Source organism: Neisseria sp. P0022.S009 (assembly GCF_051956675.1).
GTDB lineage: Bacteria > Pseudomonadota > Gammaproteobacteria > Burkholderiales > Neisseriaceae > Neisseria.
In genome coordinates, this window is record NZ_JBQCXE010000003.1 from 134,783 (window position 1) to 156,076 (window position 21,294).

The window sequence follows — 21,294 nt, forward strand, 5'->3', positions numbered from 1 at the left end:
GACGGCCTTTGCGTATTTTTCTCAAAACCCTATTAAAACAAAAGCCCCGAAAATCGGGGCTTGGCATGGTTGCAGTCAGATGTTTGCAGGCCGTCTGAATTAGGTCGTGCGCTTTAATGAAGCTTGTAAACTATTCATAAAACCGTTAACAGCTTTCTCGGCAACCGCTTGGTCGCGCTGCGCCAAAATTTGGTTAAGCTTTTCCGGGTCGATATTAACCTGCGTATTGCCGATTTGTTGCAACCGCTGGGCGGCATTACTGTTACCATACGAACCTTGGTTGCGGACTTGCTCTTGCGCGGCAGATTCGGCGCGCTTGCTGCGCTGCCTGTTGTAAATCTGTTGCTGCAAATCGATTTGACGCTGATATTCGCGCGCAACGTCGGTTTGTTTGAGGCGGTTGGCATTGTCGAGTTTTTGTTGCAGCTCACGGATTTTTCTTTCTTGCTGCAAAGAATAAACCGCTTCCGTATTACCATTAAGCTCGGCAAGCTCGGCCTCAAGCGCGCGGGTTGCATCATGTGCTTCTTGACGCAGGGCATTCAGCCGGCGTTGGGCATCGGATATCGCATTGCGGAATTTTGTCAGCTCAGTATTCCCCAATTTATCGGCAGCACGAGATGCCGCGCTGGCCGCATCGTTCAAGATATCCTGTGTCACTGCGCCTTGAGCAGAAGCATTGGTCAGCCTTTGCATCGCGGTATTCGCGTTGTAAATCTGTTGCGTGTACTCTTTCATCTGAGCAGTGCGGAATGTGGCCTCCATGCCCAACTTAATCCCGGAAAACTGTCGGTTCATTAAATCCAGCTGCTCATTATTGAGCTTATAAAATCCAGCCGTTTGCGTCAGACGGTAGCCATAATCACTAAACGATTTAGACGCATTTGCCGCCGCTTTTGCTGCATTGTCTGCCTCCACTGCCGCCTCTTTGTTGGCTGTCGCCACTTTTCTGACCGATTGGGCATGGTTTTCCGCCGCTTGCGAGCCTTTGTCATGCGCGGCTTTCGCGGCTTCGCCTGCTTTAGCGGCAGTATCGTTCAGCCCTTGATAGGCGGCTTTGGCCTTTTCCGCACCGCCCGAAGCCGCATCGCCCAACCGGGCAAGCTGCTCCTGCGTCAACAGTGCCGCGTCGCCGCTGGCTTTGAGCTGGTGTTGAAACTCGGCAAATTCCTCCTTGCTTTTAAGTTTGCCCATCATGGCCTCAAAGGCTGCCTGTATCAGCTTGGCATCTTTTTGACCGGCCGCCGCCGCTTCTGTCGAGGCCGTCTGAAAATCGGCGAATGCCTGCCGCGCATCACTGCTGATGCCCGTCATCACGGCTTTACTGTCCACGCCGATTTTGGCGAAGGCATCGGCAACCTTGTCCGTCGACTCCCTTGCCGTATCTCCGATTTTCTTGATTTCTTCGGCCGTCAGCCCGGATTGTTTGCCTACCTTTTCCAATTCAGCCAAAAGAGCATCAGTTGATTCTTTGCTGTCCATCTGCTTGAGCGCAGCCTGAAACACCCGGCCCATCTGCTCGGCATCATTACCAAACTGAGAGGCAACACGCGAAAAATTGGCAATACCTTCCGCCGCCTTTTTGCTCATGCCGGTGGTTACTTCTTCCGCCGTCAAACCCAAAGCCTCAAGGGCTTTTTGTGCTGCGGCGAGCTCGCCCGTATCTGCGCTGATTTTGACGTTTTTCTTATCAAGTTCGGCTTTCAGTTCGGCGGTTTTGGTACGCACGTTTTCCAGCTTGATTGCCAGTTCACTGTAAAAGTCGCTGGCTTCTCGACCGTCTGCACGCAAGGCGGCCATACTGTGCTCCAACGCTGACAACTCTGTTGCAGACGCACGATATTCGGCTTGCAGGGCTTTGACGGCGGCTGCCTCTTCTTCGGCAGCTTTTTTCTTGGCGACAGCGGCTTTTTCGGCAGCTTCAGTAGCCTTTTTGTTTGATTCTGCAAGCTCGCGCTTGATTTCAGCGTCAGTTTTGAAAAATTCGTGATATTTATCCAAACTTCCCGTTGTTACCAGACTCTCTATCATGGCGATCGGGCGTGCTATCTCGTCAAAAATACCGCGTAGGCCCGGGATGTGTTCGTATAGGTCCTGAATGAATGATCCGAGGGCTTCACCGGCGGTTACCGCCAACGTCCCAATCAGTCCCCATCGGGAGGCGACCGCAGACAGTCCTGATGCCAAACCACTCACGCCGCGTGTTTGCGCTGCACCTGCCGCCGCACTTATTCCATATTCTTTAGCCGCCAAACCGGCTTTGCCATATGAAACAGTCAACGCATCGACAGCAGCTTTTTGAGACACCAAACTTTTCAGCGCAGTCGCACCACCAAGACGCACAACTGCAGAATACGCCTCCATTGCAACACGGGCGGCCGCAAAGTAAATTGCCAGCTTTGACAATACCGGAAAATCTTTTGTGAAATCGCTAATTGCCGTTGCAACCGTTTCAACTGTGGATGCCGTTATTTTTAAAATAGGCAATAAGGCATTACCCAGTTCTCCCGCCATATTGGAAACTGCCGCCTTGGCCTTATTGATTTGCCCTTCGGTAGTATTTAATGCAGCTGCCGCCTCCTTCTGCATCGCGCCTTGTATTTGAGCTTGATCGTTTACCAAGCCCAAAGCCTTTTCATATTCGCCGAGTGAGCCGACCAGAAGCGCAATGTCGTCGCTGTATTCCGTGCCAAAGAGTTCCGAGAGTATCAGGGCGCGGCTTTGTTTGTCCAAGCCTTCGAGTTTGTGCAAGAAGTCCGTTAAAGCCTGCTGCGGATTGGCGGCGATATTGGCTGCCATCTCGTCGGCAGACGTACCGATGCCTTCCAAGGCCGCCTGAAATCCTTTGCCCTGGCTTTGCGCAGTTTGCAGTTTTTGCAGCATGGCGTTGATGGCGGTCGCCGCCACTTCGGGCGGTTTGCCCAATGCGATAAATGCGTCGGCAAGCGCGGCGGCCTCGTCGGCAGCCAAACCGAACTGCTTGGCAGTACCGCCGATACGTGCCATCGCCGCAACAATGTCTTTTTCTCGTGCGGCGGTATTGTTGCCCAAAACGTTGATGGCATCGCCGAGTTTTTCCACCTCTCCAATCGGAAGTTGGAACACGTTGGCAATCGTCGCGGCGGCATTGCCTGCCTCTTCAGCGGTCATGCCGAAGGCAACCGACATCTTGGACGCAATAGCGGTAAATTCCGACAATTTCTCAATCGGAATGCCGAGTTGTCCGCCCGCTGCGGCAAGCTCGGCCATTTCAGCGGCGGAAATGCCTAATTCCGCGCCCATTTTCTTCAGCTCGTCTGAAAGTTGGACGTACTGCTCGTCCGTACCGTCAGCGACTTTTTTCACACCCGCCATAGCGGTTTCAAACTTCATCGCCTCGCGGGTGGCAAACGCCAAGCCGCCCGCACCACCAACCAAGCCCTGAATCTCCGAAGCAACCTCGGCAATAGACGGCTTCACGCCTTTCAGGCTGGCTTCAAGTTCGCGCACCTTGCCTTCCTGCAACTGCGCCGCCCGGGCTAATTCTTCATGCGAGAGTGTGCCGCTGTTTTTAAGCAATTCGTAGGCGTCTTTGGTCTTTTGGATTTCCTGCCGCGCCTTGTCGTCGGTATCGATGCCGAGCTGGATTTTGGCATCGGCGATCGCCTTTAGGGTTTGTGCTTCGGCGGTCAGGCGGTCGAGCTGCGCCGTTGCGGCGGCGGATTCGGACGACAGGCGCGCCTCTTCGGCGGCAAGGTTTTTGACGGACACCCCAGACACCGACATCGCATCGCGGGCGGCATACAGCTTGCCCGTTAGCTCGGTTTCACTTTTTGCCAGGCGTTCGGATTCGGCGCGAAGTTTCGCCAAATCGGCCTGCTGTTGCTGCGTACCGCCACCGCGCATGGATTTCTCCAACGTCGCGGTCAGCTCGTCCAGTGCACGCATTTCTTTAGCGGTATTGTCCAATTCCGCCGACAACGCCTTATATTCTGCAATTGCCGCCTGTTGCGCTTGTGCTTTGGCCAGCGTTGCGCCCAGCTCTTTCGCTTCGGTGGTCAGCTTGCCCGTATCGATGCCCGCCGCCTCGATGGACTGCGCCAGCGCGTCGATGTTTTCAACGCCGGACACGCCCGCCTTAATCTCTAAACCTGCCTGAATATTCGCCATTATTTAATCCTGTTTTAAAACCCGTTTAAAAAAGGCCGTCTGAAACCTGCCGCCGCTGCGCCTACACGCAGAAGCCAATTTCAGACGGCCTTTGTTTATTACCGAATCTTTAGTTGTTGTACGACGTAAAGGAATAGGTCGAAGTCTCGCCCGAAGCCAACACTGCCGTGCCTTTAAATTCGGCTTCGTTGAAGTCGTCGCCGAACCAGTCGATACTGCCGTCCGCCGCCAGTACGGCATGGGGGATATGCAGAATGCCGGTCTCGCCGGTAACGCGGTTGCGGCCGTCAACGTAGATTTCCAAGTCCAAGCGGGACAAGGTAGCGGCAGAGACTTTGTAGCCGCCGGAATCTCGGGTTTTGTATTCGACGGTGACGTTTTCGCCATCATTGACAGTATCGGCGGCCGTCAGGATGGTAATCATGCCCAAGGTGGCATTAATGTCCAAATGCTTGGCATCAACATTGACGTTTGACTTGTTTTTGACTTTGACGGTAGCCGGATCGATGTTGCCGTTTGCCAGTTTGTACGCCATGCCTTTTTTGCCGATGGTTACGGTCTCGCCTGTAACGGTCTGCGCCGTAGCCGCGATGACGGCGGCTTCACCCATCAGGGCAAGCGCGAGGTTGTCTTTATCGAAAGTGTCGAGCTTCAAGCCGATTTCGGTAGGCTTGACGGTTTTCAGGCTGTCGAGTGCGCTGCCGTAAGTGCCTTTTTGCTTGGACACGCGCTCTTTGGTTTCCACGCTGGTCTGCGTGGTCAGGGCGGTGGTATTGCCGATTTCGATAAAGCCTGAGCCTTTTTGATTGAGGTTGCGTACCTTGACGTCGCCCTCAAAGATTAAGCCGTGGTCGTTTTGTTTTGCCATGTGGCAGCTCCTTTAGTTTGCCGCCTGCACGGTGTCGCAGGCGAATGAAATAGGGTAAAAAGCAAAGCCGTCGTTGTATTCGATGGATGGCGAGGCGATGCGGCGGAAAGGGGTAACGGCATATTCGTCGCCAGCGTCCCAGCCAGAAAACGCCCGTTGGATTGCCGTCAGGGTCTCGCCGACCTCGTACAGCGTGGATTTGCCGTTGGCGGTATAGCTTCGCGCGAGAACAAAGGTAAAGTGCAGCGTCGATTTGAGGAATTTGCCGTTTTTCGCTTCGTCGGCAAAGGTCGAGCCGCCGTAAACGACATAGACCGCGCCGTCCAGCGGGGCAGCTTTGCGCTTCGCCGCGCCTTGGGCGAGCAGCTCGGCAAGTTCGCCGATTTCCTTGACCGCCTTAATGCCTTTGACGGTTTTCAGACGACCTAGGATTTCGGGATAGACCGCCAATAAGTTTTCATGCTGTTTTAAAGCCATATCAGACAATCAATCCTTCCAGCCAATCGGACATTAAATCGTCAATGTCCTGATAATCTTGCGACGATAAGCCCAAAAACGGGCGGGCAGGCATGGTTTTCGTGCCTTCCTGCACATAAACCGAGTAGCCCATGATTGAGCCGGTAATCACGCTTTTTGCCGATGCCTCGTGCGTAATGCTTGCCAAGAGGTTGCCGTAATCCACCAAAATCCCGCCGCGTCCGTTTTTGGCTTCTGCCGTAGCAGGGCTGACATCCTGCCAGCGTTTGCCGTCAGGCGCGGTTTTGGTTTCGGCGATACGGCGGCGGGTCGAAGATTCGAGGATGCCGCCGATAGCGCGCAAAGGCTCTTCAAGGCTGCCGTTCAACCTGCCCGACAGGCGGTTCAGGCTTTGGGCGATACGCGACAAGTCGTGCGATACCGTAATCCGCATTGCCTACTCCTTCAGCCATTCCCGCAAATCGGGTTCGGCATTCACATAAACGGCACACGTTGACGGTCTGCGGTCATCCGATACGCGGTTTTCGTCCAGCATATTCGGATTTTTGACGACCATCTTCAGCCAGGCGATTGCCGACTGATAACGCTCTTCGACAATACCCGTTACCGCGTCGTCGTAGAGGTAGTAGCGGGCGATGTCGCAGACTTTGATTTTCAAAACCTGCGGCGCAGTGTCGTTGGTAAAAAACAGTTTCGCCGCCCGAAGGTAGCTTGCCGCTTCTTCTTCCGCGTCGGCGATTGCCGCCGCCATCACTGCTTCGTCTATGGTTTCGTAGTTTTCATGATTCGACCGTTCCGCCATTTCCTGCTCACTGAAGCGGGTAATCATGTCTTGGATGGTAATCATGCCGTCCTCCGTTTTCAGACGACCTTTAAAACTGCCTTAAAGGCCGTCTGAAATCCGTTTAAGACATGGTCAGCGTTGCCAACAACTCGGGGCGCAGCGCAATCGGCAATGGATTGGACTGCATATGCAGGCTCCAGCCTTTGTCGTGCTGCAATTTCTCGCGGCTGGCGTAATACGGCAGGGCGCGGGTGTTGACGGTGGCGTTCATGTCGGCAGGCGCGAAATACTCTTTGTAGAGATTGCGGCCAACCGGCAGCAGAATGGCTTTGTCCGCACCGATGTCGGCGTCGCTGCCGAAATGGTTGGCATACTCGATAAAGCGGATGCCTTTGTGGACAAACTCGGTCGGATTGAGCGTATCGCCTTCGCGGTAGGCGCGTGCTTCGTCAAAGCGTTTGTACACTTCGAAGATAGACTTATGCTCTTTGAGCGCACTCAAAAACTCCATGCCGCAATAGACAACCCAGCCGCGCACTTGCGCACCGTTGAATTTTTGGCGTTGTTCGGACAAGAGCTTGTCCAATACCGCGCCGACTTTGGTCGTGTCTTTCGACAATTCGATGTCTTGTGTTTTGCGCTGCACTTTGAAATCGGTATTGATGTCCAAAATCACGCTGCCGTCCGCATCCAAAATCTTGCCTTGCAACGCGCCGAGCATCAGGTGCTCACGGGTGTATTCAAGGTCGGATTTGCCGCCGGCCAGCTTTTCGTTGACCTTGTCCATGACGGTCGCGGCTTGGGTCGTGCCGAAAGCACGCAGGTTTTGTACGTCATCGGCACGGATGACGTCATGAATCGGAAGGTGTGGGATTTTGACGGTACGCACGGTGCGTTTCGGACTTTCGACCGCCTGTCCGGCCGTACCGCGCTCTTTGCTGGCTACCAAGTGGACTTTGCCGTCTTGGAACTCAATGTCGGCGTAGGTGGTGGTCAGATATTCGGGTTCGAAAATACCCAGTTCACGGATTTGGCTTGCGCCCGGGTCGATTTTGTTGATGGCGGTGGTCAAAGCCTGCACGCCGAATTTGCTGTTATCAGATAAAGGCATATTTTTTCCTTATGGTTACAGGCTGTCGCTACTCGAATTGACAGTACGGTTTACAAAATAAACGATGCCGTATGGATCGCCGTCTTTATTCAGCTGCTCAATCACATTGCTTGATAATTTCGATGCACCTGCACGAATTTCAGCGTCTAAGCATTGATTCAGATTGATGATGCAATTGTGCGGCTGTACGATGACTTTACCGTCGGCTTCATCTGTCAATGCCAGCAGCTTGCCCCCGTTACGGAAAGTCCAACTAACAAATGTACCGGCTTTTGTGCCTTGCGGAGCATCAATCGCCACACGCGTTAACGGCGTCGCTTCATATTTCAAAAAATCGGAAATAGCAGGGCCGAGGATTTCGGTTTTGGCTTTAGACATAAGAGCCTCCCAATAAGCCTTTGTGGCTGGCGACGGAGAACTTGCCCTCCGCCTCGCCGGTGTTTTCGGATGCGCCTTTGCCTGCGCCTTCGCTCAACAGCGCGGGTGGTACGGCAGATTGAGCGGCTTTCGGCTTCAAATCGGCAATCATGGCTTCTGCCGCTTCAATGTCAGCAGACAAAAGCACGGTCATGGTTGCGTCGGACAAGCCTTCAAACTTGCCGTCTTCGCCTTCCTTAAAGCCGGCGGCGGACAATTTCGCCTTGACTTGGTTTTTCTTGGCAGCCGCTTCGGCTTCTTTCAGCTTTTTCTCGGTTTCGGCTTTTTCAGCCTTGAGCGTATCGACTTCCGCTTTCAGGTTGTCAAACGCTTGCTTTTCTTCGGGTGTCATAGATAACTCCAAAGGTTGTTTAAAAATATCCGGCAATGGACTGCCGTCCGACAACACCACCGCCTCCGTCTCGCTGTCCACGCCGACGGCGGTAAACGACACCTCGCGTATCGCACAACGGCGCAGGATGACGGCCGGCCCGGTTACCTCGTTGCCGTTGACGGACAATACTGCGCCCGCCGCCAGCTCCTCGTAGGATTCCGCTTGCGCGTAAACCGACATCTCCCAAGGGAAACCTTGGTCGGCGGCTTCGGCAATCTGCGTGCCAAACTCGTTGGACAACAGACTGCCTTCCGCAATCAGGCCGTCCGCCGTTACCGACAGGCTGCACACGCCCGCCATTTTTAGCGGCGAATGCTCCAGCAGGACGGGGACGGACGCTTTGTGCGACAACTGAGCCAAATCGACGACGGTTTGATAACCGCCGTAGCCGAACGGCTTGCCCGAATTGGCGACACCCTTAAAGGTGCGCACATCATCCGCACGGGTCGCCAAGGCAACCGGCAGCGCGGCGGACAATTTGATATTGAGGGGGGTGTTGTTCGTATCCATTGCTCCATTTTGCCTTGCCAAGTTCAAAAAGACGGACGGCAGGATTTCACTTCCCAATCCAAATGCAAAAGCCGCCTAAAACCCGAATATCAGGTTTCAGACGGCCTTGCGCGGTTCATCTATTTAAAATTCGATTCAGGGGCTTTTTAGAAGCCTCTAGGATTGATTTTAAAATGCTGGATATATCTTTGCTTACCCAAAGCATTTAAACGCGCTAAAACGCGAAATTTGAGCGGTTATAAAAAAGGCCGTCTGAATCGGTTTCAGACGGCCTTTGGGTTATATAGACTTGAATCTTGGATCGGCTTCAAGCGCGGCTTTTAAATCGGACTTGTAAGGCTTAATCCACTCGGACTTTTCAGCAGCCTCAAGTATCCATCCGCATACACGGGCGAATGCCTCCGCGGATAAATCCGCAATCGAAAAAACGCAGCCCGAAAACTCGCCCTGCATTTGCTCGGCGGCCTCCTTGTCGATTTCGGCAAGACGCGGGTACAGATAGTCCAATAATTCGGACGGGGCGGTTTTCCCGCCTAAAAATACTTTTACTTCGCGGCTGACATACAGTTCAGACGGCATGACTTACTCCGATATTTTTACCAATAAGCGGACTTTATCCCGCTGTTCTTTTGGCAATGATAACACATACTGCAACAATTTATGCCGGTTTACCGCATTCAGATGGCGCAAATCAAGCGGGACAATATCGGCTTTGTTGAAATGCTCTTGAATATTGTCAACCTTCCCTTTCCATGCGTCGGCGGTGTGCGCAAAATAACGGTTCATCAATTCCGCACGTTCGGGATTTTCGGTAAACATAAAATCCAGTTTTACCCATTGCTCACGAGGCAGGTCTTCTGAAACAATCAGATAATCGGCTTGTCCTTTGCCTTTTTCTACCGCCAAATCGAACACTTCCAGCCTGTCGCCCGTTTCAGCCTGCCACGCTGCCGCAGCTCTCGCTTCGTGGTCTTTGGTATTGTTGGCAGACTGCTCTTTTGTCAGCCTACGCACTTCTTTTTCCGACACCTTGTCTGACAAAGCCAACACCGCCACTTTATCAGACGGCACGCTATACCGCTTGTCCAGCCACGCCTCACGCTCGGCAATCATGGCGGCCAGTGCCTCTTCGCCGTTTTTCTCGCCAAACAGCGCGTCCATTGCGCCCAGTCGGTCGCCGTGGTTGTGCGCAAAGCTCGGCGTGATGTCGTCGGGAATCAATACCGTTTTGCCTGTGCGCGGATTGGTAAACTCGACCATATCCACATCAGGCTCGCCGCTGATGCCCTCGCGCTCCGCCTGCCGACGGGTCAGGGCGGACACCGAGCATTTACAGCCGTAGCCGTTGGGCGGAAAGATGACTTTCCAAATGTCGTGGTCAACCGGCAGGACTAAGCCGTAGTAGCGTTTATGGCTGTCGCGCGGATGCCCGGCGGCGGAATGGTTGTAGCGCAAATACGGCAAGGCTTTTTTATTTGCCTGAATCCGCTGCCATTGCCCCGCCGCAAAGGCGGTTTGCATATTGGTGTTGAAGATGGTTTTCAGACGACGTGTACTGCCGAGCTGTACCAATTTCGGCTCGCCGTCCAGCGGGTCGGTCATCACTTGCTCGCCCCACCAGCCTTTCGCCATCAAATATGGTTTTAAACGCTTTTTAAAATCGGCAAACGCCGTGCCGTTTTGTTGCGCGGATTCAATGGCGTCTTTGACTTCGGCAAGCATATCCGCGTCCATCATCTTGGCGGCGGTAAAGGCAAGGCTGTGTTGATATAGCCAAACGTCGTAATGACTGAAACCCGCAAGGATTTTCTTGGATTTGAAATGCTCGAAAGCGGCTTTATCGACCAGCCCTGAGAAGTTGTATTCAATCCCGTCCATCGTCCGCTCCGTCAGCCCAAGCCGAAAGGCCGTCTGAAACCAAACGCTGAATTAAGAGATTGTCTCCCTGGCTCAAATCAAGTTTGGACAGCTTCGCCTCAAATTCGGCGTAGTCTTTGCAGCTTTCCAGTAAACCCAACACCGCCTCCATCTTCGGTCGGGCGATTGCCTGCTCCGCCGTATCAGGCGCATTACGGGCAAGGCCGTCAGACAGTCGCAGGCTGAATTTGGCAGGCGCAGGGTTTTCAGACGACGTTTTAGGGTCGCGCAGCTCGAAATGCTCCGGCTCAAAGCCCAAGATGTCGCGGTAGTAGGTTTCGGTCAAAACGAGCTGCCCCGTATCCATATACATCTTGTCGCGTTCGGCGCGGGTTTTATCGACCTTGATTTCTTCTTCAAACTCAAACCATACGCCTTTGGGCGCATTAATCGGCTTGCCGTAGGCGTTGTTGACCATCACGAGCGCGTCGATAAAGTGCTGTGCAGCGCGGGAGAGCAGAGCGAGATACGCGCCAATACGCTCGTCGCGGTTGTTTTCTTCGGTCTCTTGGCTCGCGCGGCTGGCGGTCTCAAGGTCGCTGGTTTTGACCTTGCCCAACAGCGTTTTTTGGATGCGCGCATTGGCGAGGTTTTCCAGACGGCGGAATGCCTGACCATCCGCGCTGTTTTGCAGCATCATTACATCGTCTTCGCGTTCGATACTCAACGCGCCGCCGGAAACAAAGCGGTAAAATCGGCTCATGAAGCTGTCGTGGTCGTCGTTGCTGTTGGCTTGGATTTTGGCAATCAGATAAGGCTGGGCGTAGCGCGTAATAAATTGCGCCGCATAGACAAAGCCTTTTTTACGCAACGCAACCGGCGCATACAGCCGCGCCGCCGCCATTTCGCCCGCAGGATTGGTTGAAGTGGCGCGGTGGGTAATAAAGAGATACAGCACGTCCGTATTGCAGGCTTCCTCGCCACCGCTGCCGCGATACACCAGCGAGCCGTCGCGGTAGGGAACGTATTTCGCCAATTCGCCGCTTTTGTTGCTGATATGCTTAATCGTCAAAAAGCCGTCGGGTTCGGGCTGATAAACGTACCGACCGACACCATAGCCGCCCAAACGCGCCGTCAACACGATTTCGGCAAGTGCGGGCAGATGGCGTTTCAGCGTTTTCCATAGACGGTCTTTGTCTTCGTCGCTCAAGTCCTCGCCATAAATGCGCCACGCCTTGTTCTGCATGGCGGAATGCAAATCCTCCAAACAGGCGGCGACCTCATCGTCGCCCGATACCGCGTCCAACGCCTGCTGTCTGTCCACGCCGAGGCGAGATAGTAGAGAGTCCGTGCCTTCCATATTTGAAAACAGGCTTTCCAACGCATCTTCCGTCGCGCTCGTCAATGTCTTGATGGCGGTTTTCCGTGTTGCGCTTTTAATCAATCCGAACATATTTTCTTACTCCAAAGGTCGTCTGAAACCGTTTTCAGACGACCTTAAAATCAATACTCTTCGCCGCGAGCCGTCAAAAAACCTTCAATTTCAGCGACAATAAAATGTAGATTTAATAGCCGCCCAGCCTTATAGCAGGAGACAACCTCTTGCAGATGTGCAATCGCTTTATCCAAACCACGCTCGAGGTACTCAACATCCTCTGTCAGCTCTTTTTCACGAGCGGTTATACGTTTTCCATCACACATTGTTAAATCTCCAACATCGGCACAGGCAAATCAATCGCCCGCGCTCTGTTTGATACATTGCCCGTCGTTGCCGCCATCCACAGCATATGCAACGCATCGGGGCCATCGTCATGGTCGGCTTTCGGGAAATGGCGCAACTGGCTGATTAAGGTCTTTTGGTCGGGGTTGAGCAGAATAAGCCCGTTTGCCATATGCGGCTGTAAGGTCTCAATCCTCAACATCTTGTCCGAAGACGGCTTGATACCGCGCACCGGAATATGCACACCCGAACGCGCCCCGCGCTTAATCAGCTCATCCTTGAGAAACTCTTGGAATTGCACCGTCTCCACCACCCACAACACCGGCTTGACCCGCGCCTCTTTTTGGATGCGGATCACGTCCTCAATAATCAAATCGGGCAGGCGTTTTTTGACTTGGGCAACAGTTACAAACAAACGGCCTGTTGATTTCTGATAACCGCCGACCAAAATTGCCGACGGATCGCGCCCCGCACCCGCTTTACCCAATGATGGGTCTAGAGCGCCGTAGTACACCAAATCGTCCGGCAACTCCGACCAGTATTTGATGTTTTCGGCAAACGGCGCATCTTCGCCGCTGACTGGGTCGTTTTGATACTCGCTGTCAAATGTCGCATGGCCGTCACGCGCACGGATTTTCATCAATGCCAATACGCCGCGAGCCGCCCAGCTTGTTTGCGCGCCGCGCTCCATCTCGTCTTTGTTTGCCTGATAAAACGCCTCGGCCACCGTCTCGCCGTCGTTTCGGAAAAGTTCCTCCCAGCGGTCCCACAAATCCATGCGGTCGGGCCAGCGTTTCATCGCCTTAAACTTAATACCGTGCCAAAACGGGTTATTCAAAGTACGATTCAGTACGCTGTCGTAATGCAAAATCGTGCCGATATAGATCACATCGTATTTCTGGCCGACCCCGCCCAGAGGCAATACCGTTTTAGTCAGCCACGCATTGAGCTTGTCGCGCTGTTCCGGGTTGCGGACTTGCTCGTCATTCTCAATATCGTCCAAAACAGTTAAGTCAGGACGGTAAGGGCCGTGACGCAAACCGCGCAGCTTTTTACCGCTACCAGCCACTTGGACTTTAACGTCATTGGCCGTCACAATCGTACCGGCCTGCCATACACGGCCTTGCCCGCAGACTTCCGGGAAGTCGGTTTTCAGGCGCGGGTTAAACTCAAGTTCTGCCTTAATGGCCTCCAGCATTGGATATGCCTGGTCGATACTGTCCATGACGATGACCGCATAATGTTTTTGGCCGGTCACGATACACCACAGCGTAAACAACTGAGTAACCTGCGTCGATTTACCCTCGCCGCGCGGCGCACCCACCGCCTCATTTTCCCCTTTAGGGGAGCGGATAATCTCCGGCAGACGGCTGAATAAAAACGCATGCAGTTCGGATTTCTCAGGCGAGCGGATATAATGGGGGAAGTAGGTATTTACGAAATATTCGTAACCGCCTACCGGGTCAAACACCTTGGCACGGCGTGCAGCAATAGCCTTGGACGACGCATCGAAGCCGTCCACTTCCGCTTCGATGACTTGGCGCAGGCTGGCGGCCAGTTCGGCAAGGGATTTGAGGAATTCTTTATTTTTCATATGGAGCGCTCAAAATGGATTGGTTAGACAGAAACCTGCAACACGAATTTTTGTCAGAGCTTTATAAGGTTTATCCAGACAGTATTACTTATGACTACTATATAAATGCCGCTATCGCCCAAACTAGTGGTGTTATAGAAGCAGAAGAAGATGCTTCGTTTGTATTAAAACAATCCGCAAATCTGCAATATTTAGCCGAACATGGCTTGGTTGTCTTCGACAATGAGACTCTCATAACCGCTACTGTTAAAATCACGGCCAAAGGCATAGACTTCCTTATGGATGATGGCGGCCTTTCTGCTATTCTTGGGGTTGTCACAGTCAAACTACACAGTGACACTATTCAAGCTTTGCTCAATACAAAAATTGACCAAGCAGATATCCCTCCGGAAGAAAAAAGCAAGCTAAAGGTTATCTTAAGCAAAATGGGAGATGTCGCATTGGCAAAATTTACCGAGAAAGCCATCGACGCTGTTACATCTCCTCAAATTATCAATCTGCTGCAAAGTTTACAAGGAAATACAATATGAATATCGATTACTCACTTGCAAAAATCCTCGAAAATGGCCGATACACACCATCAGAAATAAAAGATCTATTGGAAGAGCAAGGCTTCAGCATTACATTGCCTGAATTGACCGAACACTTAAATCTTCAGGTTGCTCTTGGCATGGCACACAGACGAGAAGACGGCACGTTTACAGCATTGCCGGTTTAATCCAAAGGGTCGGGTTTGATAAGCCGACCTTTTTTCAGACGGCCTTGTAATAGTGAACGATAGGTTTTTTTAGCGGTTTGGGATAAACCTTGAAACAAAAAGGAAGTGGCTCTCCCGTTTTCATTTCATGCATGGCGGACATAAAGTAAAAAAACTGGTCGGCCAGCCAAAACAACGGCTCCAGCTTATAGCGCGGTGCGACTGCAGGAGTTTCACTTTCCCAATCGGCAATCCAAATCGGGCAGAATAAAAACCAGCCCTTATGTGTGTATTCGACTTTCAACTTATCCAAACTTCTTCTCCACTTCTGCCCCAAACGGCTCCAATACCTCCACAAAGGCAGGCAAATGTTTGGGGTGTTTTTCTTGCACAAACGCCATCAAGAACTCAATCAATTCCAAAGCCGTCGCCAGTTTTGACGTTTCCGGCATCACACGGGCATTGGCTGATACGGTTTTCGTAAACGCATCAGCCAGGCTGGCCAACAGCTTCGCACGGTCCGATGGCGGCAAATCTTCGGTACTCGAATCCTGCAGCATCGTCATCGTGCTGTTGTACTGCACCATAAAACCGGCCAACATCGCACGGCTCAAGTCCTCAATACCGCCGCCGGCCAAAGTGTAGGCGGCGCGCATCTTATCCCAGTCGTCACCTTTTTCCTTATCCGCACGTTTCCACGCACGCGCAGTGGCCTGCGGGATTTCGCACATCAAGGCCGCCGTTTCCAAAGTTTGCTCGCCGCTCACATAGAGCCGGCGTAACTTTTCACGGATTTCTTGCGGGTGAGCCATAATTACAATCCCATTTTCGCTTTAAGCAATTCCCAGCCGACCGTAATCACGCCGCCGCCCAGTGCGCCGAATGTAATGGCCGTGCGTTTCGTGTCTTGGCGAATTTGTGCAATTTCCGCCTGCATTTCCTTCTGATTTTTCAGAGTTTGATCAGTCTTGTTTTCAATACGCGCCAAGGCTTCCAAAATCGGGTCTTTCATGATTTGTCCGCTTTCCTGTCCAGTTTTTCGTTTACTTTTTCCAACTTGTTTTCGATGCGTCCCAAAGAAGCTGCGATATTGTCGCGGTCTGCCTTGGCATCTTGCTTGGTGTGATAAGAGAGCTTGACCGCGTGCAGCTCTTCTTTAAGGTCATCGATACGCTTGTCCGCCTCTTTCAAACGGCCTGAAATGCCGTTGACCCAAAACCAAAACGCCGCCGTCGCAATTGGCCAAAGAGTTTTAAAACCAAATTCAAAGTCCATTTAAAACCCCTTTAAACCAGCACATCGCCGAATACGATACGGACGGAGTAGCCGTTAGGACGATTGCTGGTAATTTCGAGTCCATCCCCATCGTTACAAACGCAGTAATACGCTGAAATCGTCTGCCAAACTGCACGTTTAAAAGTGTCGTAGCTTGTATTTGGATATTCGAGATTAAAGGTCGTCTGAAAATCCTTATCCATGCGTACCGCGTACTCAATACCGGCCTTATCCAACAGGTCGGAAACATGAATGACAAACGGCTCTTGCTCGCGTGCGCGGCTCAATCCCAGCTCTAAATCCGCATGGCGGCAGGCGACCGTACGTTGTACCAACTCACGATAAGTCGTCATCGCGCGCCCTCCGAACCGTCAACTGCCGCTTGACTGTTGACCCAGTTGCGCCAAGCCTGATTTTGGTTTTCCAGTTCCGAAACATAGCCGCCAAACTCGGCGGCGTGTTCGAGCAGCGTGGCCGTTTTACCGTCTTTCGGCGGATTCGGGCGCACCGGCGCAACCATCAACGCAGCGGGCGGTGTCGGCATGACCGCCTTTTCGACAATCTTAATTTCCGTAGCCGAGGGCGCGGGCGTAGAGGCGCAGGCTGTGAGAGCCAAGGCCGTCAATACAACCGCCGCCTGCTTTTTGGCGGTCTTGAGTAAGCGCATTTTCGATTTCCTTTTTGTTTTCCGTTTTCAGACGGCTGACTTCCGCCTGCTTTTGTGCCAATTCCACACCGACGGCATGCGCCTTGGCTTCAGATTGTTTTGCTTCTTCGCGGGCTTGTTCCAGCTCGCGTGCGTAGTTTTGCGCCGACAGACGCAATGCTTCCGACTTGTCTTTTTCCATCTTATCGATGACTGCCTGCTGTTCTTGGTATGCCGTCTTGTACCCTTGCTTGTACGATGCCACCAAAATCAGCACTAAGATGGCAGCCAAGCCACTCAACACCCATTTATTCGTCAACAGTTTGAGCGTCATTCTCAACCTCCTGACGTTTGACGCTGACAAACGAACGCGCCACCGCATAGCCGCCGACAATTCCCAAATACACCGCCCAAATCTCCGCCGACGGATCGGGCAACATCACAAATTTAAACGTCCCAGCCGCGCAGGCAACATTTGCCCACAGCTTCGAGTGCGACACATTGCCTGTCGCAGGGTTTTTAAAAATATCCAAAATACGCATTGCTATTCCACACTTTTGGTTTGCAGGTGCCGTTTCAGCATTTCCCGATAATTGGCCAGTTCGCCCTCCGCAAATTCAAACGCAGGTTTGCGCGACCATTGCTCAATCATCTTTTCGTAAAACTCAACCTGTCCCATGATTAACGACGATTCTTGCGTTTACGCGCCGCGCGTTTGGCAGCCGCCACGCCCGACTTACCCATGCGCATAGACGGATGTTGTTTCAAATAGCCAATACTGGCAGGCTTAATCTCAAATTCAGGCATCGGCGGTTTCAACACAGACAGAGCCAAAGCAATCAAAGACTTTTTCATACCTTCGCCGCTCCCAATTCCACCGCAATCGCGTCTGCAATCACGCGGCAGATGCCCCATTTAGTAGCCTTAAACAAAGCCAAATCAGTGTCGTTACTGATAAAAAACGGCTCAAACACAATGCCACCGGCCTGCGCATAAGCCAGGCGCGAATGCTGGCCCGCATTGTCGGGTTTAAAGCCGTCTTCGCCGCGCAGTTTCCAGCCGGTCGCCTTCGCAACAGCCTTGCTCAACACCTGACACCAGCGTTTGTTTTTCGGCGTACTCAAAGCCTCAATGCCAGTGGCCGTTTTCGCGGCCGCCGCGTTGGTATGGAACTCAATCGCCACATCCGAGCCGCGAATCAGCTTAACCGCTTCACGCAGCGGCATATTGCCTTTGCCTTCGCCGTCGGTGCGTACGGTCAGGCCGTAATCGTTACGCAAGATTGAAGCCACAATATTGCGCATATCCTGCGCCAAGTCCGCCTCACGGTCGCTTCCGTTGACCGCGCCCGGGTCGGTGTTGCTGTGGCCTGCGGTTAAAGTTACAGTTTTGCCCATTAGCATCTCCAAGTTAAATCACGATTTATTTTCAAAACCTTATTTAACCTTTTCAGACGGCATAAGACGGTCGGCACAAATGCACTTACTATCCCGCAAACAAAAAAAGCCCCGCATAAAGCAGGGCAAAGGTCCACTCACAAGAAACACACAACACAATCAAGCTGCAAATAAATCCGTCTGCGCTCTTGCCGCCGCCTCGCGGTCGGCCTCTTTCAAAATGTAACGGATATTTCGCGTAGAAAGCCGATGAGCCAACACCAGCTCGCGCACAATAACCAAATCGCTCAAACCTTCCGCGCTCATCGCATCATACTGGCGGCGGATAAATCGGTTGCGAAGTTCGCGCATTGCATCCCAGCAACGCGGAATCGCCAAGAAAGGCTGACCGGCATATGCTCGCTCTAATCGTCCCGCAGCATCTTCGCCGATGTCCTCGACCAGTTGCGCGTGTAAGATTCGGCTTTGGCGCGTATTGCGGCGGCGGTTGGATATCGGATAATTCGTTCCGCCCCATACCTTGACCATGTGAAATGTCGCCTCCAGCCCGATGACCGTAATCATCGCCACCACGCTCTGCGGCAGAAGATGTTTCACATCCTCAAAATCCTGCTCCGTCATCTCCCAACTTACGCTCATTCCTATGCCTCCTTTTTCTTACGGTTCGCCGCAATCTGCAACGCCGCCACCAACTTGTGCATATTGCCGTCTGACAACCATTCCACGCGGTCAACCTTAAACATCTTTTTCGCCGTACCGTGCGCATAATTCCAAGTCCAGCCGTTATCCAGCAGCAGGGCTTCGATTTTGCGCATCATCGGGTCAGCGGAGCTTCGGCGGTTCGGCCGTCGACCTGCCGTTTTCTTCGGCGCAAACCCATGTTGGCGCAAATCCTCTACTACGCGTTCCAGCTCGGGGATACTGCACTCGGTACACGACCGCTTGCCCGTTACACGCTCCAACACTGCGCGATACGTCGCATCATCCAAACCCAGCTCCTTTTGAGCAATCTTAATTTTCGCAATCAACGCACGGCGCATTATCTCTCCAATACAACATATAGTATAAATTAGCGCATATTATACCAATAAAATACAATATATAGTATTAAGTCGATGTTTTTTGTGAAACTGATAGGCACAAAAAAGGCCGTCTGAATAATTCAGACAGCCAAAATTTCAAAACCTTAATTAACGGCCGCAAATACGTTTTGATTTACTAATACTGCCGTCTTGGCATACAAACTTATCTCCCGCACAATGCGACACACCGCCTTTTTTACCCGAACAAGGCTGACGGCCCTTAGCTTGTACAGTTAAAGGCACAGACACCAAAGCCAAAGTTACGCAGGCAATTAATAGTTTCTTCATGATTTATCCTCATATGATATAGTCAAAATGTTGTTTGATTATACGCAATATGACTACAAACAAAAAGGCCGCCTGAAACAGGTTTTAAACCCCATTTCAGACGGCCTTTAATCAAGCTTTAAAAATCCCAGCCTTTAGAATCCATCCCAACCCTCCATCATTCCTGCCAACCTCCCAGTAAATCCACCAACTCACCAAGAATCGCACTCAGTGCAGCCTCCATCAGTAGCTGTGTGGCATAAGCCATACTTTCCGCATCATCGCAGCTGCCTTCAGCTTCTTCCTGCACAACGTCCAGCCATTGGATACGTTTCAGTGTTAAATCCTGTGTCAGGATAAATGCCACGCGGTCATTCCATACCAAGCCAAGTTCGGTTACTTTCATGCCATTTTTGGCGTGTTGTACCACATCCTCGGCGGTAAGGTCTTTACGGCTGATTTTAACTTTGGGAGCAACATCGCCCACACCGACCAGGGTAACGTCAGAATCCAGCATGAACCGACCTTGAGCTTCGCCCTGCAACAGCCAATTGGTCATCAATGATGCCGGCGATTGACGGGTAACCGGATGTTGAGCAGGCAGCCCGCCAAGGGCTTCGCGCAACTTGGTCAACAGGTTTTCGGCCTTGCGGCGATTTGCCGTATCAACGAATAACCACTCGCCAGCAAATAAACCATAAGTGCGGCTGCTTTTGGTTAGGGCTCGGGTTAGCAGGTTGCTGGTTAGGTTTTCGCGCAGCTCGTTCTTTTCTTTGCGACCGACTTTTCTTCCTTCTCTGGCTTCGATTTTTTTAACGATTTCGTCCAGATTGTTTTTAATCACTGCATTCGGCAGCACTTTTTCTTCGCGCTTCAGGGTAATAAGCATAGTCTTTTGCGCTTCAAACACGGCAAGTTCGGCAAACGCATTTGGGTGAGTAAAGCCCTCGGAAAACCAGTCGAATCCATTGAGTTTCTTAAACCAGCTACTTCCAAGAGATTCATCTAAATAGCGTTTTTCGGGCAATTCCGGCAAGCGAAATGGGGTAACTTGTTTAAACCACATATTTAAATCCTTTTCAAAAATGGCGGGCTGTTGCCCGCCGTGGGTCAGTTTGCTTTACTTAGCCTTTTTGCGGTCTCAAACTCAACCGCATCCATCAATTTCTTGATGTTATAAGCCGTCATCTGCGCCATCGTCAGTTCGCCTTGCGGCTCCAAATCGCCGTCATAACTGATGGTCACGCCGTTCAAGCCGTTTACTGGCATCTCGTCTTGTATCGTAATAACAATTTTCGCCATCACACCAACTCCTGCTCAGTAGGCTCAATCACAAAATCCTCAAGCCCCGACACAATCTTAATACCCGGCACCTTGCCGTCTAAAAAACGCTCTTTTTGATTCAGGATGGCGTCTTTGTCGATTTCCTTTTTAGTGCGGACAAACTCGGCAAAGGCAGATTTCTCCGAGAGCCACGCCAAGACGGCGGCCACGCCCGTTACCTTGACGGATGGCGGACGGATGCGCCATTTAATCAGGCCGGTAGTAAAGTCCACGGTTTTGGTTTTACCGTTTTCCGTCAGCTCGTCCTTATGTGCCTCGCAGTATGCGGCCACACGTTCGGTCAGGCTCATGATTTCGGCACACATCGGCGCGGCTTTGGCGGCATATTCTTCTTCGATGACCGCTTTTTTGTCTCCGGCTTCTGTTTCCAGGCGTTTGACTTCGCGCTGCAAGTCGCCGATTTTGCGGATAAACGCAGTGACTTCCGCTTTGTCTTGTGCCGCTTCGATAGCGGGGTGTTTGATTCGGGTTTTAGCCATTTTCTTTTCCTTTCGCTCTAAAAATCTTGATCTGATAAGTCTCGTAAAATTTGACTTAAAAAATTCTCGTGGAGGGCTGTTTGCCTTTTTCTCAGATAGCCGGCGGCGGCATGTCCGGCAAAGATTGCAGGAGTTTTTCCACTTTCCTCTTCCAATCCTTTGATTTCAAAATCAAATAAGTTTTTGGTACTATCTTTAATGGTAATAATGACTTTAGCCATTTTCT

Annotated in this window: 33 protein-coding genes; 2 read left to right on the forward strand and 31 right to left on the reverse strand. The window is 52.0% G+C overall.

Annotation, left to right across the window (positions count from 1 at the left end):
- Positions 1-99 precede the first annotated feature (99 nt).
- The 13 genes from ACTHUG_RS05660 to terL form a co-directional block, all read right to left on the reverse strand.
- Positions 100-4,149 (reverse strand): phage tail tape measure protein, encoded by a 4,050-nt coding sequence (locus tag ACTHUG_RS05660; RefSeq protein WP_440385720.1) that lies wholly within the window; start codon positions 4,147-4,149, stop codon positions 100-102.
- Positions 4,150-4,258: 109 nt separating this feature from the next.
- Complete coding sequence (locus ACTHUG_RS05665; protein ID WP_440385719.1) at positions 4,259-5,017, reverse strand: hypothetical protein; 759 nt, start codon at positions 5,015-5,017, stop codon at positions 4,259-4,261.
- 12 nt (positions 5,018-5,029) lie between these two features.
- Positions 5,030-5,494: a phage tail terminator protein gene (locus tag ACTHUG_RS05670; RefSeq protein WP_285070029.1), complete on the reverse strand. Its 465-nt coding sequence runs from the start codon at positions 5,492-5,494 to the stop codon at positions 5,030-5,032.
- A gap of 1 nt (position 5,495) precedes the next feature.
- The gene (locus ACTHUG_RS05675; RefSeq protein ID WP_440385718.1) at positions 5,496-5,927 is read right to left on the reverse strand and encodes a phage virion morphogenesis protein; all 432 of its coding nucleotides are present in this window, start codon (positions 5,925-5,927) and stop codon (positions 5,496-5,498) included.
- 3 nt (positions 5,928-5,930) lie between these two features.
- Positions 5,931-6,341 carry a phage protein Gp36 family protein gene (locus ACTHUG_RS05680; protein WP_440385717.1) on the reverse strand — a complete coding sequence of 137 codons (411 nt, stop codon included), beginning with the start codon at positions 6,339-6,341 and terminating at the stop codon, positions 5,931-5,933.
- Between the two features lie 58 nt (positions 6,342-6,399).
- Complete coding sequence (locus ACTHUG_RS05685) at positions 6,400-7,389, reverse strand: major capsid protein (protein ID WP_440385716.1); 990 nt, start codon at positions 7,387-7,389, stop codon at positions 6,400-6,402.
- A gap of 15 nt (positions 7,390-7,404) precedes the next feature.
- Complete coding sequence (locus ACTHUG_RS05690) at positions 7,405-7,767, reverse strand: oxaloacetate decarboxylase alpha chain (RefSeq protein WP_440385715.1); 363 nt, start codon at positions 7,765-7,767, stop codon at positions 7,405-7,407.
- Entirely contained in the window at positions 7,760-8,710 is a 951-nt protein-coding gene (locus ACTHUG_RS05695) for a hypothetical protein (protein WP_440385714.1), read from the reverse strand. The genes ACTHUG_RS05690 and ACTHUG_RS05695 overlap by 8 nt, the downstream gene beginning before the upstream one ends.
- Positions 8,711-8,989: 279 nt before the next feature.
- Complete coding sequence (locus tag ACTHUG_RS05700) at positions 8,990-9,289, reverse strand: glycine cleavage system H protein (protein WP_440385713.1); 300 nt, start codon at positions 9,287-9,289, stop codon at positions 8,990-8,992.
- 3 nt (positions 9,290-9,292) lie between these two features.
- The gene (locus ACTHUG_RS05705) at positions 9,293-10,588 is read right to left on the reverse strand and encodes a phage minor head protein (RefSeq protein ID WP_440385712.1); all 1,296 of its coding nucleotides are present in this window, start codon (positions 10,586-10,588) and stop codon (positions 9,293-9,295) included.
- Positions 10,575-12,020 carry a phage portal protein family protein gene (locus ACTHUG_RS05710; protein ID WP_440385711.1) on the reverse strand — a complete coding sequence of 482 codons (1,446 nt, stop codon included), beginning with the start codon at positions 12,018-12,020 and terminating at the stop codon, positions 10,575-10,577. The genes ACTHUG_RS05705 and ACTHUG_RS05710 overlap by 14 nt, the downstream gene beginning before the upstream one ends.
- Positions 12,021-12,070: 50 nt before the next feature.
- Positions 12,071-12,268, reverse strand: coding sequence for a hypothetical protein (locus ACTHUG_RS05715; protein WP_440385710.1), 198 nt, complete (start codon positions 12,266-12,268; stop codon positions 12,071-12,073).
- Positions 12,269-12,270: 2 nt separating this feature from the next.
- The gene (gene terL, locus ACTHUG_RS05720; protein ID WP_440385709.1) at positions 12,271-13,881 is read right to left on the reverse strand and encodes a phage terminase large subunit; all 1,611 of its coding nucleotides are present in this window, start codon (positions 13,879-13,881) and stop codon (positions 12,271-12,273) included.
- A gap of 14 nt (positions 13,882-13,895) precedes the next feature.
- On the opposite strand from terL, the gene ACTHUG_RS05725 reads away from it, so the two are divergent.
- Together ACTHUG_RS05725 and ACTHUG_RS05730 are read left to right on the forward strand one after the other, a co-directional pair.
- Positions 13,896-14,411, forward strand: coding sequence for a hypothetical protein (locus ACTHUG_RS05725; RefSeq protein WP_440385708.1), 516 nt, complete (start codon positions 13,896-13,898; stop codon positions 14,409-14,411).
- Positions 14,408-14,599, forward strand: a complete 192-nt coding sequence (locus ACTHUG_RS05730; RefSeq protein ID WP_440385707.1) for a hypothetical protein — start codon at positions 14,408-14,410, stop codon at positions 14,597-14,599. The genes ACTHUG_RS05725 and ACTHUG_RS05730 overlap by 4 nt, the downstream gene beginning before the upstream one ends.
- A 34-nt stretch (positions 14,600-14,633) precedes the next feature.
- Here ACTHUG_RS05730 and ACTHUG_RS05735 read toward each other — a convergent pair whose 3' ends face one another.
- The 18 genes from ACTHUG_RS05735 to ACTHUG_RS05820 all read right to left on the reverse strand — a co-directional run bounded on the left by ACTHUG_RS05735 (position 14,634) and on the right by ACTHUG_RS05820 (position 21,289).
- Positions 14,634-14,891, reverse strand: a complete 258-nt coding sequence (locus ACTHUG_RS05735) for a hypothetical protein (RefSeq protein ID WP_440385706.1) — start codon at positions 14,889-14,891, stop codon at positions 14,634-14,636.
- Positions 14,884-15,390 carry a DUF1804 family protein gene (locus ACTHUG_RS05740; RefSeq protein WP_004520456.1) on the reverse strand — a complete coding sequence of 169 codons (507 nt, stop codon included), beginning with the start codon at positions 15,388-15,390 and terminating at the stop codon, positions 14,884-14,886. The genes ACTHUG_RS05735 and ACTHUG_RS05740 overlap by 8 nt, the downstream gene beginning before the upstream one ends.
- A 2-nt stretch (positions 15,391-15,392) precedes the next feature.
- On the reverse strand, positions 15,393-15,590 hold the full coding sequence (locus tag ACTHUG_RS05745) for a hypothetical protein (RefSeq protein WP_070630689.1): 198 nt from the start codon (positions 15,588-15,590) through the stop codon (positions 15,393-15,395).
- Complete coding sequence (locus tag ACTHUG_RS05750; RefSeq protein WP_002253472.1) at positions 15,587-15,853, reverse strand: hypothetical protein; 267 nt, start codon at positions 15,851-15,853, stop codon at positions 15,587-15,589. The genes ACTHUG_RS05745 and ACTHUG_RS05750 overlap by 4 nt, the downstream gene beginning before the upstream one ends.
- 11 nt (positions 15,854-15,864) lie before the next feature.
- The gene (locus ACTHUG_RS05755) at positions 15,865-16,206 is read right to left on the reverse strand and encodes a hypothetical protein (protein WP_440385705.1); all 342 of its coding nucleotides are present in this window, start codon (positions 16,204-16,206) and stop codon (positions 15,865-15,867) included.
- Complete coding sequence (locus ACTHUG_RS05760) at positions 16,203-16,520, reverse strand: hypothetical protein (RefSeq protein ID WP_440385704.1); 318 nt, start codon at positions 16,518-16,520, stop codon at positions 16,203-16,205. Before ACTHUG_RS05760 ends, ACTHUG_RS05755 begins: the two co-directional genes overlap by 4 nt.
- Positions 16,417-16,833, reverse strand: coding sequence for a hypothetical protein (locus ACTHUG_RS05765; RefSeq protein WP_440385703.1), 417 nt, complete (start codon positions 16,831-16,833; stop codon positions 16,417-16,419). Before ACTHUG_RS05765 ends, ACTHUG_RS05760 begins: the two co-directional genes overlap by 104 nt.
- A complete protein-coding gene (locus ACTHUG_RS05770) occupies positions 16,808-17,041 on the reverse strand; it encodes a hypothetical protein (RefSeq protein WP_440385702.1) in 234 nt (77 codons plus the stop codon). The genes ACTHUG_RS05765 and ACTHUG_RS05770 overlap by 26 nt, the downstream gene beginning before the upstream one ends.
- 2 nt (positions 17,042-17,043) lie before the next feature.
- Positions 17,044-17,178, reverse strand: a complete 135-nt coding sequence (locus tag ACTHUG_RS05775) for a hypothetical protein (RefSeq protein ID WP_440364619.1) — start codon at positions 17,176-17,178, stop codon at positions 17,044-17,046.
- Between the two features lie 2 nt (positions 17,179-17,180).
- Positions 17,181-17,354: a hypothetical protein gene (locus tag ACTHUG_RS05780; RefSeq protein WP_188209081.1), complete on the reverse strand. Its 174-nt coding sequence runs from the start codon at positions 17,352-17,354 to the stop codon at positions 17,181-17,183.
- On the reverse strand, positions 17,351-17,896 hold the full coding sequence (locus ACTHUG_RS05785) for an N-acetylmuramoyl-L-alanine amidase (protein ID WP_440364620.1): 546 nt from the start codon (positions 17,894-17,896) through the stop codon (positions 17,351-17,353). Before ACTHUG_RS05785 ends, ACTHUG_RS05780 begins: the two co-directional genes overlap by 4 nt.
- A gap of 159 nt (positions 17,897-18,055) precedes the next feature.
- On the reverse strand, positions 18,056-18,535 hold the full coding sequence (locus ACTHUG_RS05790) for a Mor transcription activator family protein (protein ID WP_049350550.1): 480 nt from the start codon (positions 18,533-18,535) through the stop codon (positions 18,056-18,058).
- Between the two features lie 2 nt (positions 18,536-18,537).
- On the reverse strand, positions 18,538-18,936 hold the full coding sequence (locus ACTHUG_RS05795; protein WP_440364621.1) for a gp16 family protein: 399 nt from the start codon (positions 18,934-18,936) through the stop codon (positions 18,538-18,540).
- 150 nt (positions 18,937-19,086) lie between these two features.
- Positions 19,087-19,266 (reverse strand): hypothetical protein, encoded by a 180-nt coding sequence (locus ACTHUG_RS05800; protein ID WP_222570255.1) that lies wholly within the window; start codon positions 19,264-19,266, stop codon positions 19,087-19,089.
- 157 nt (positions 19,267-19,423) lie between these two features.
- Positions 19,424-20,311 carry a recombination-associated protein RdgC gene (locus tag ACTHUG_RS05805; protein ID WP_440385701.1) on the reverse strand — a complete coding sequence of 296 codons (888 nt, stop codon included), beginning with the start codon at positions 20,309-20,311 and terminating at the stop codon, positions 19,424-19,426.
- A gap of 44 nt (positions 20,312-20,355) precedes the next feature.
- The gene (locus ACTHUG_RS05810) at positions 20,356-20,547 is read right to left on the reverse strand and encodes a hypothetical protein (RefSeq protein WP_440364733.1); all 192 of its coding nucleotides are present in this window, start codon (positions 20,545-20,547) and stop codon (positions 20,356-20,358) included.
- Positions 20,547-21,068 (reverse strand): host-nuclease inhibitor Gam family protein, encoded by a 522-nt coding sequence (locus ACTHUG_RS05815; RefSeq protein WP_440385700.1) that lies wholly within the window; start codon positions 21,066-21,068, stop codon positions 20,547-20,549. The genes ACTHUG_RS05810 and ACTHUG_RS05815 overlap by 1 nt, the downstream gene beginning before the upstream one ends.
- A gap of 17 nt (positions 21,069-21,085) precedes the next feature.
- A complete protein-coding gene (locus ACTHUG_RS05820; RefSeq protein ID WP_285070083.1) occupies positions 21,086-21,289 on the reverse strand; it encodes a hypothetical protein in 204 nt (67 codons plus the stop codon).
- Positions 21,290-21,294 lie beyond the last annotated feature (5 nt).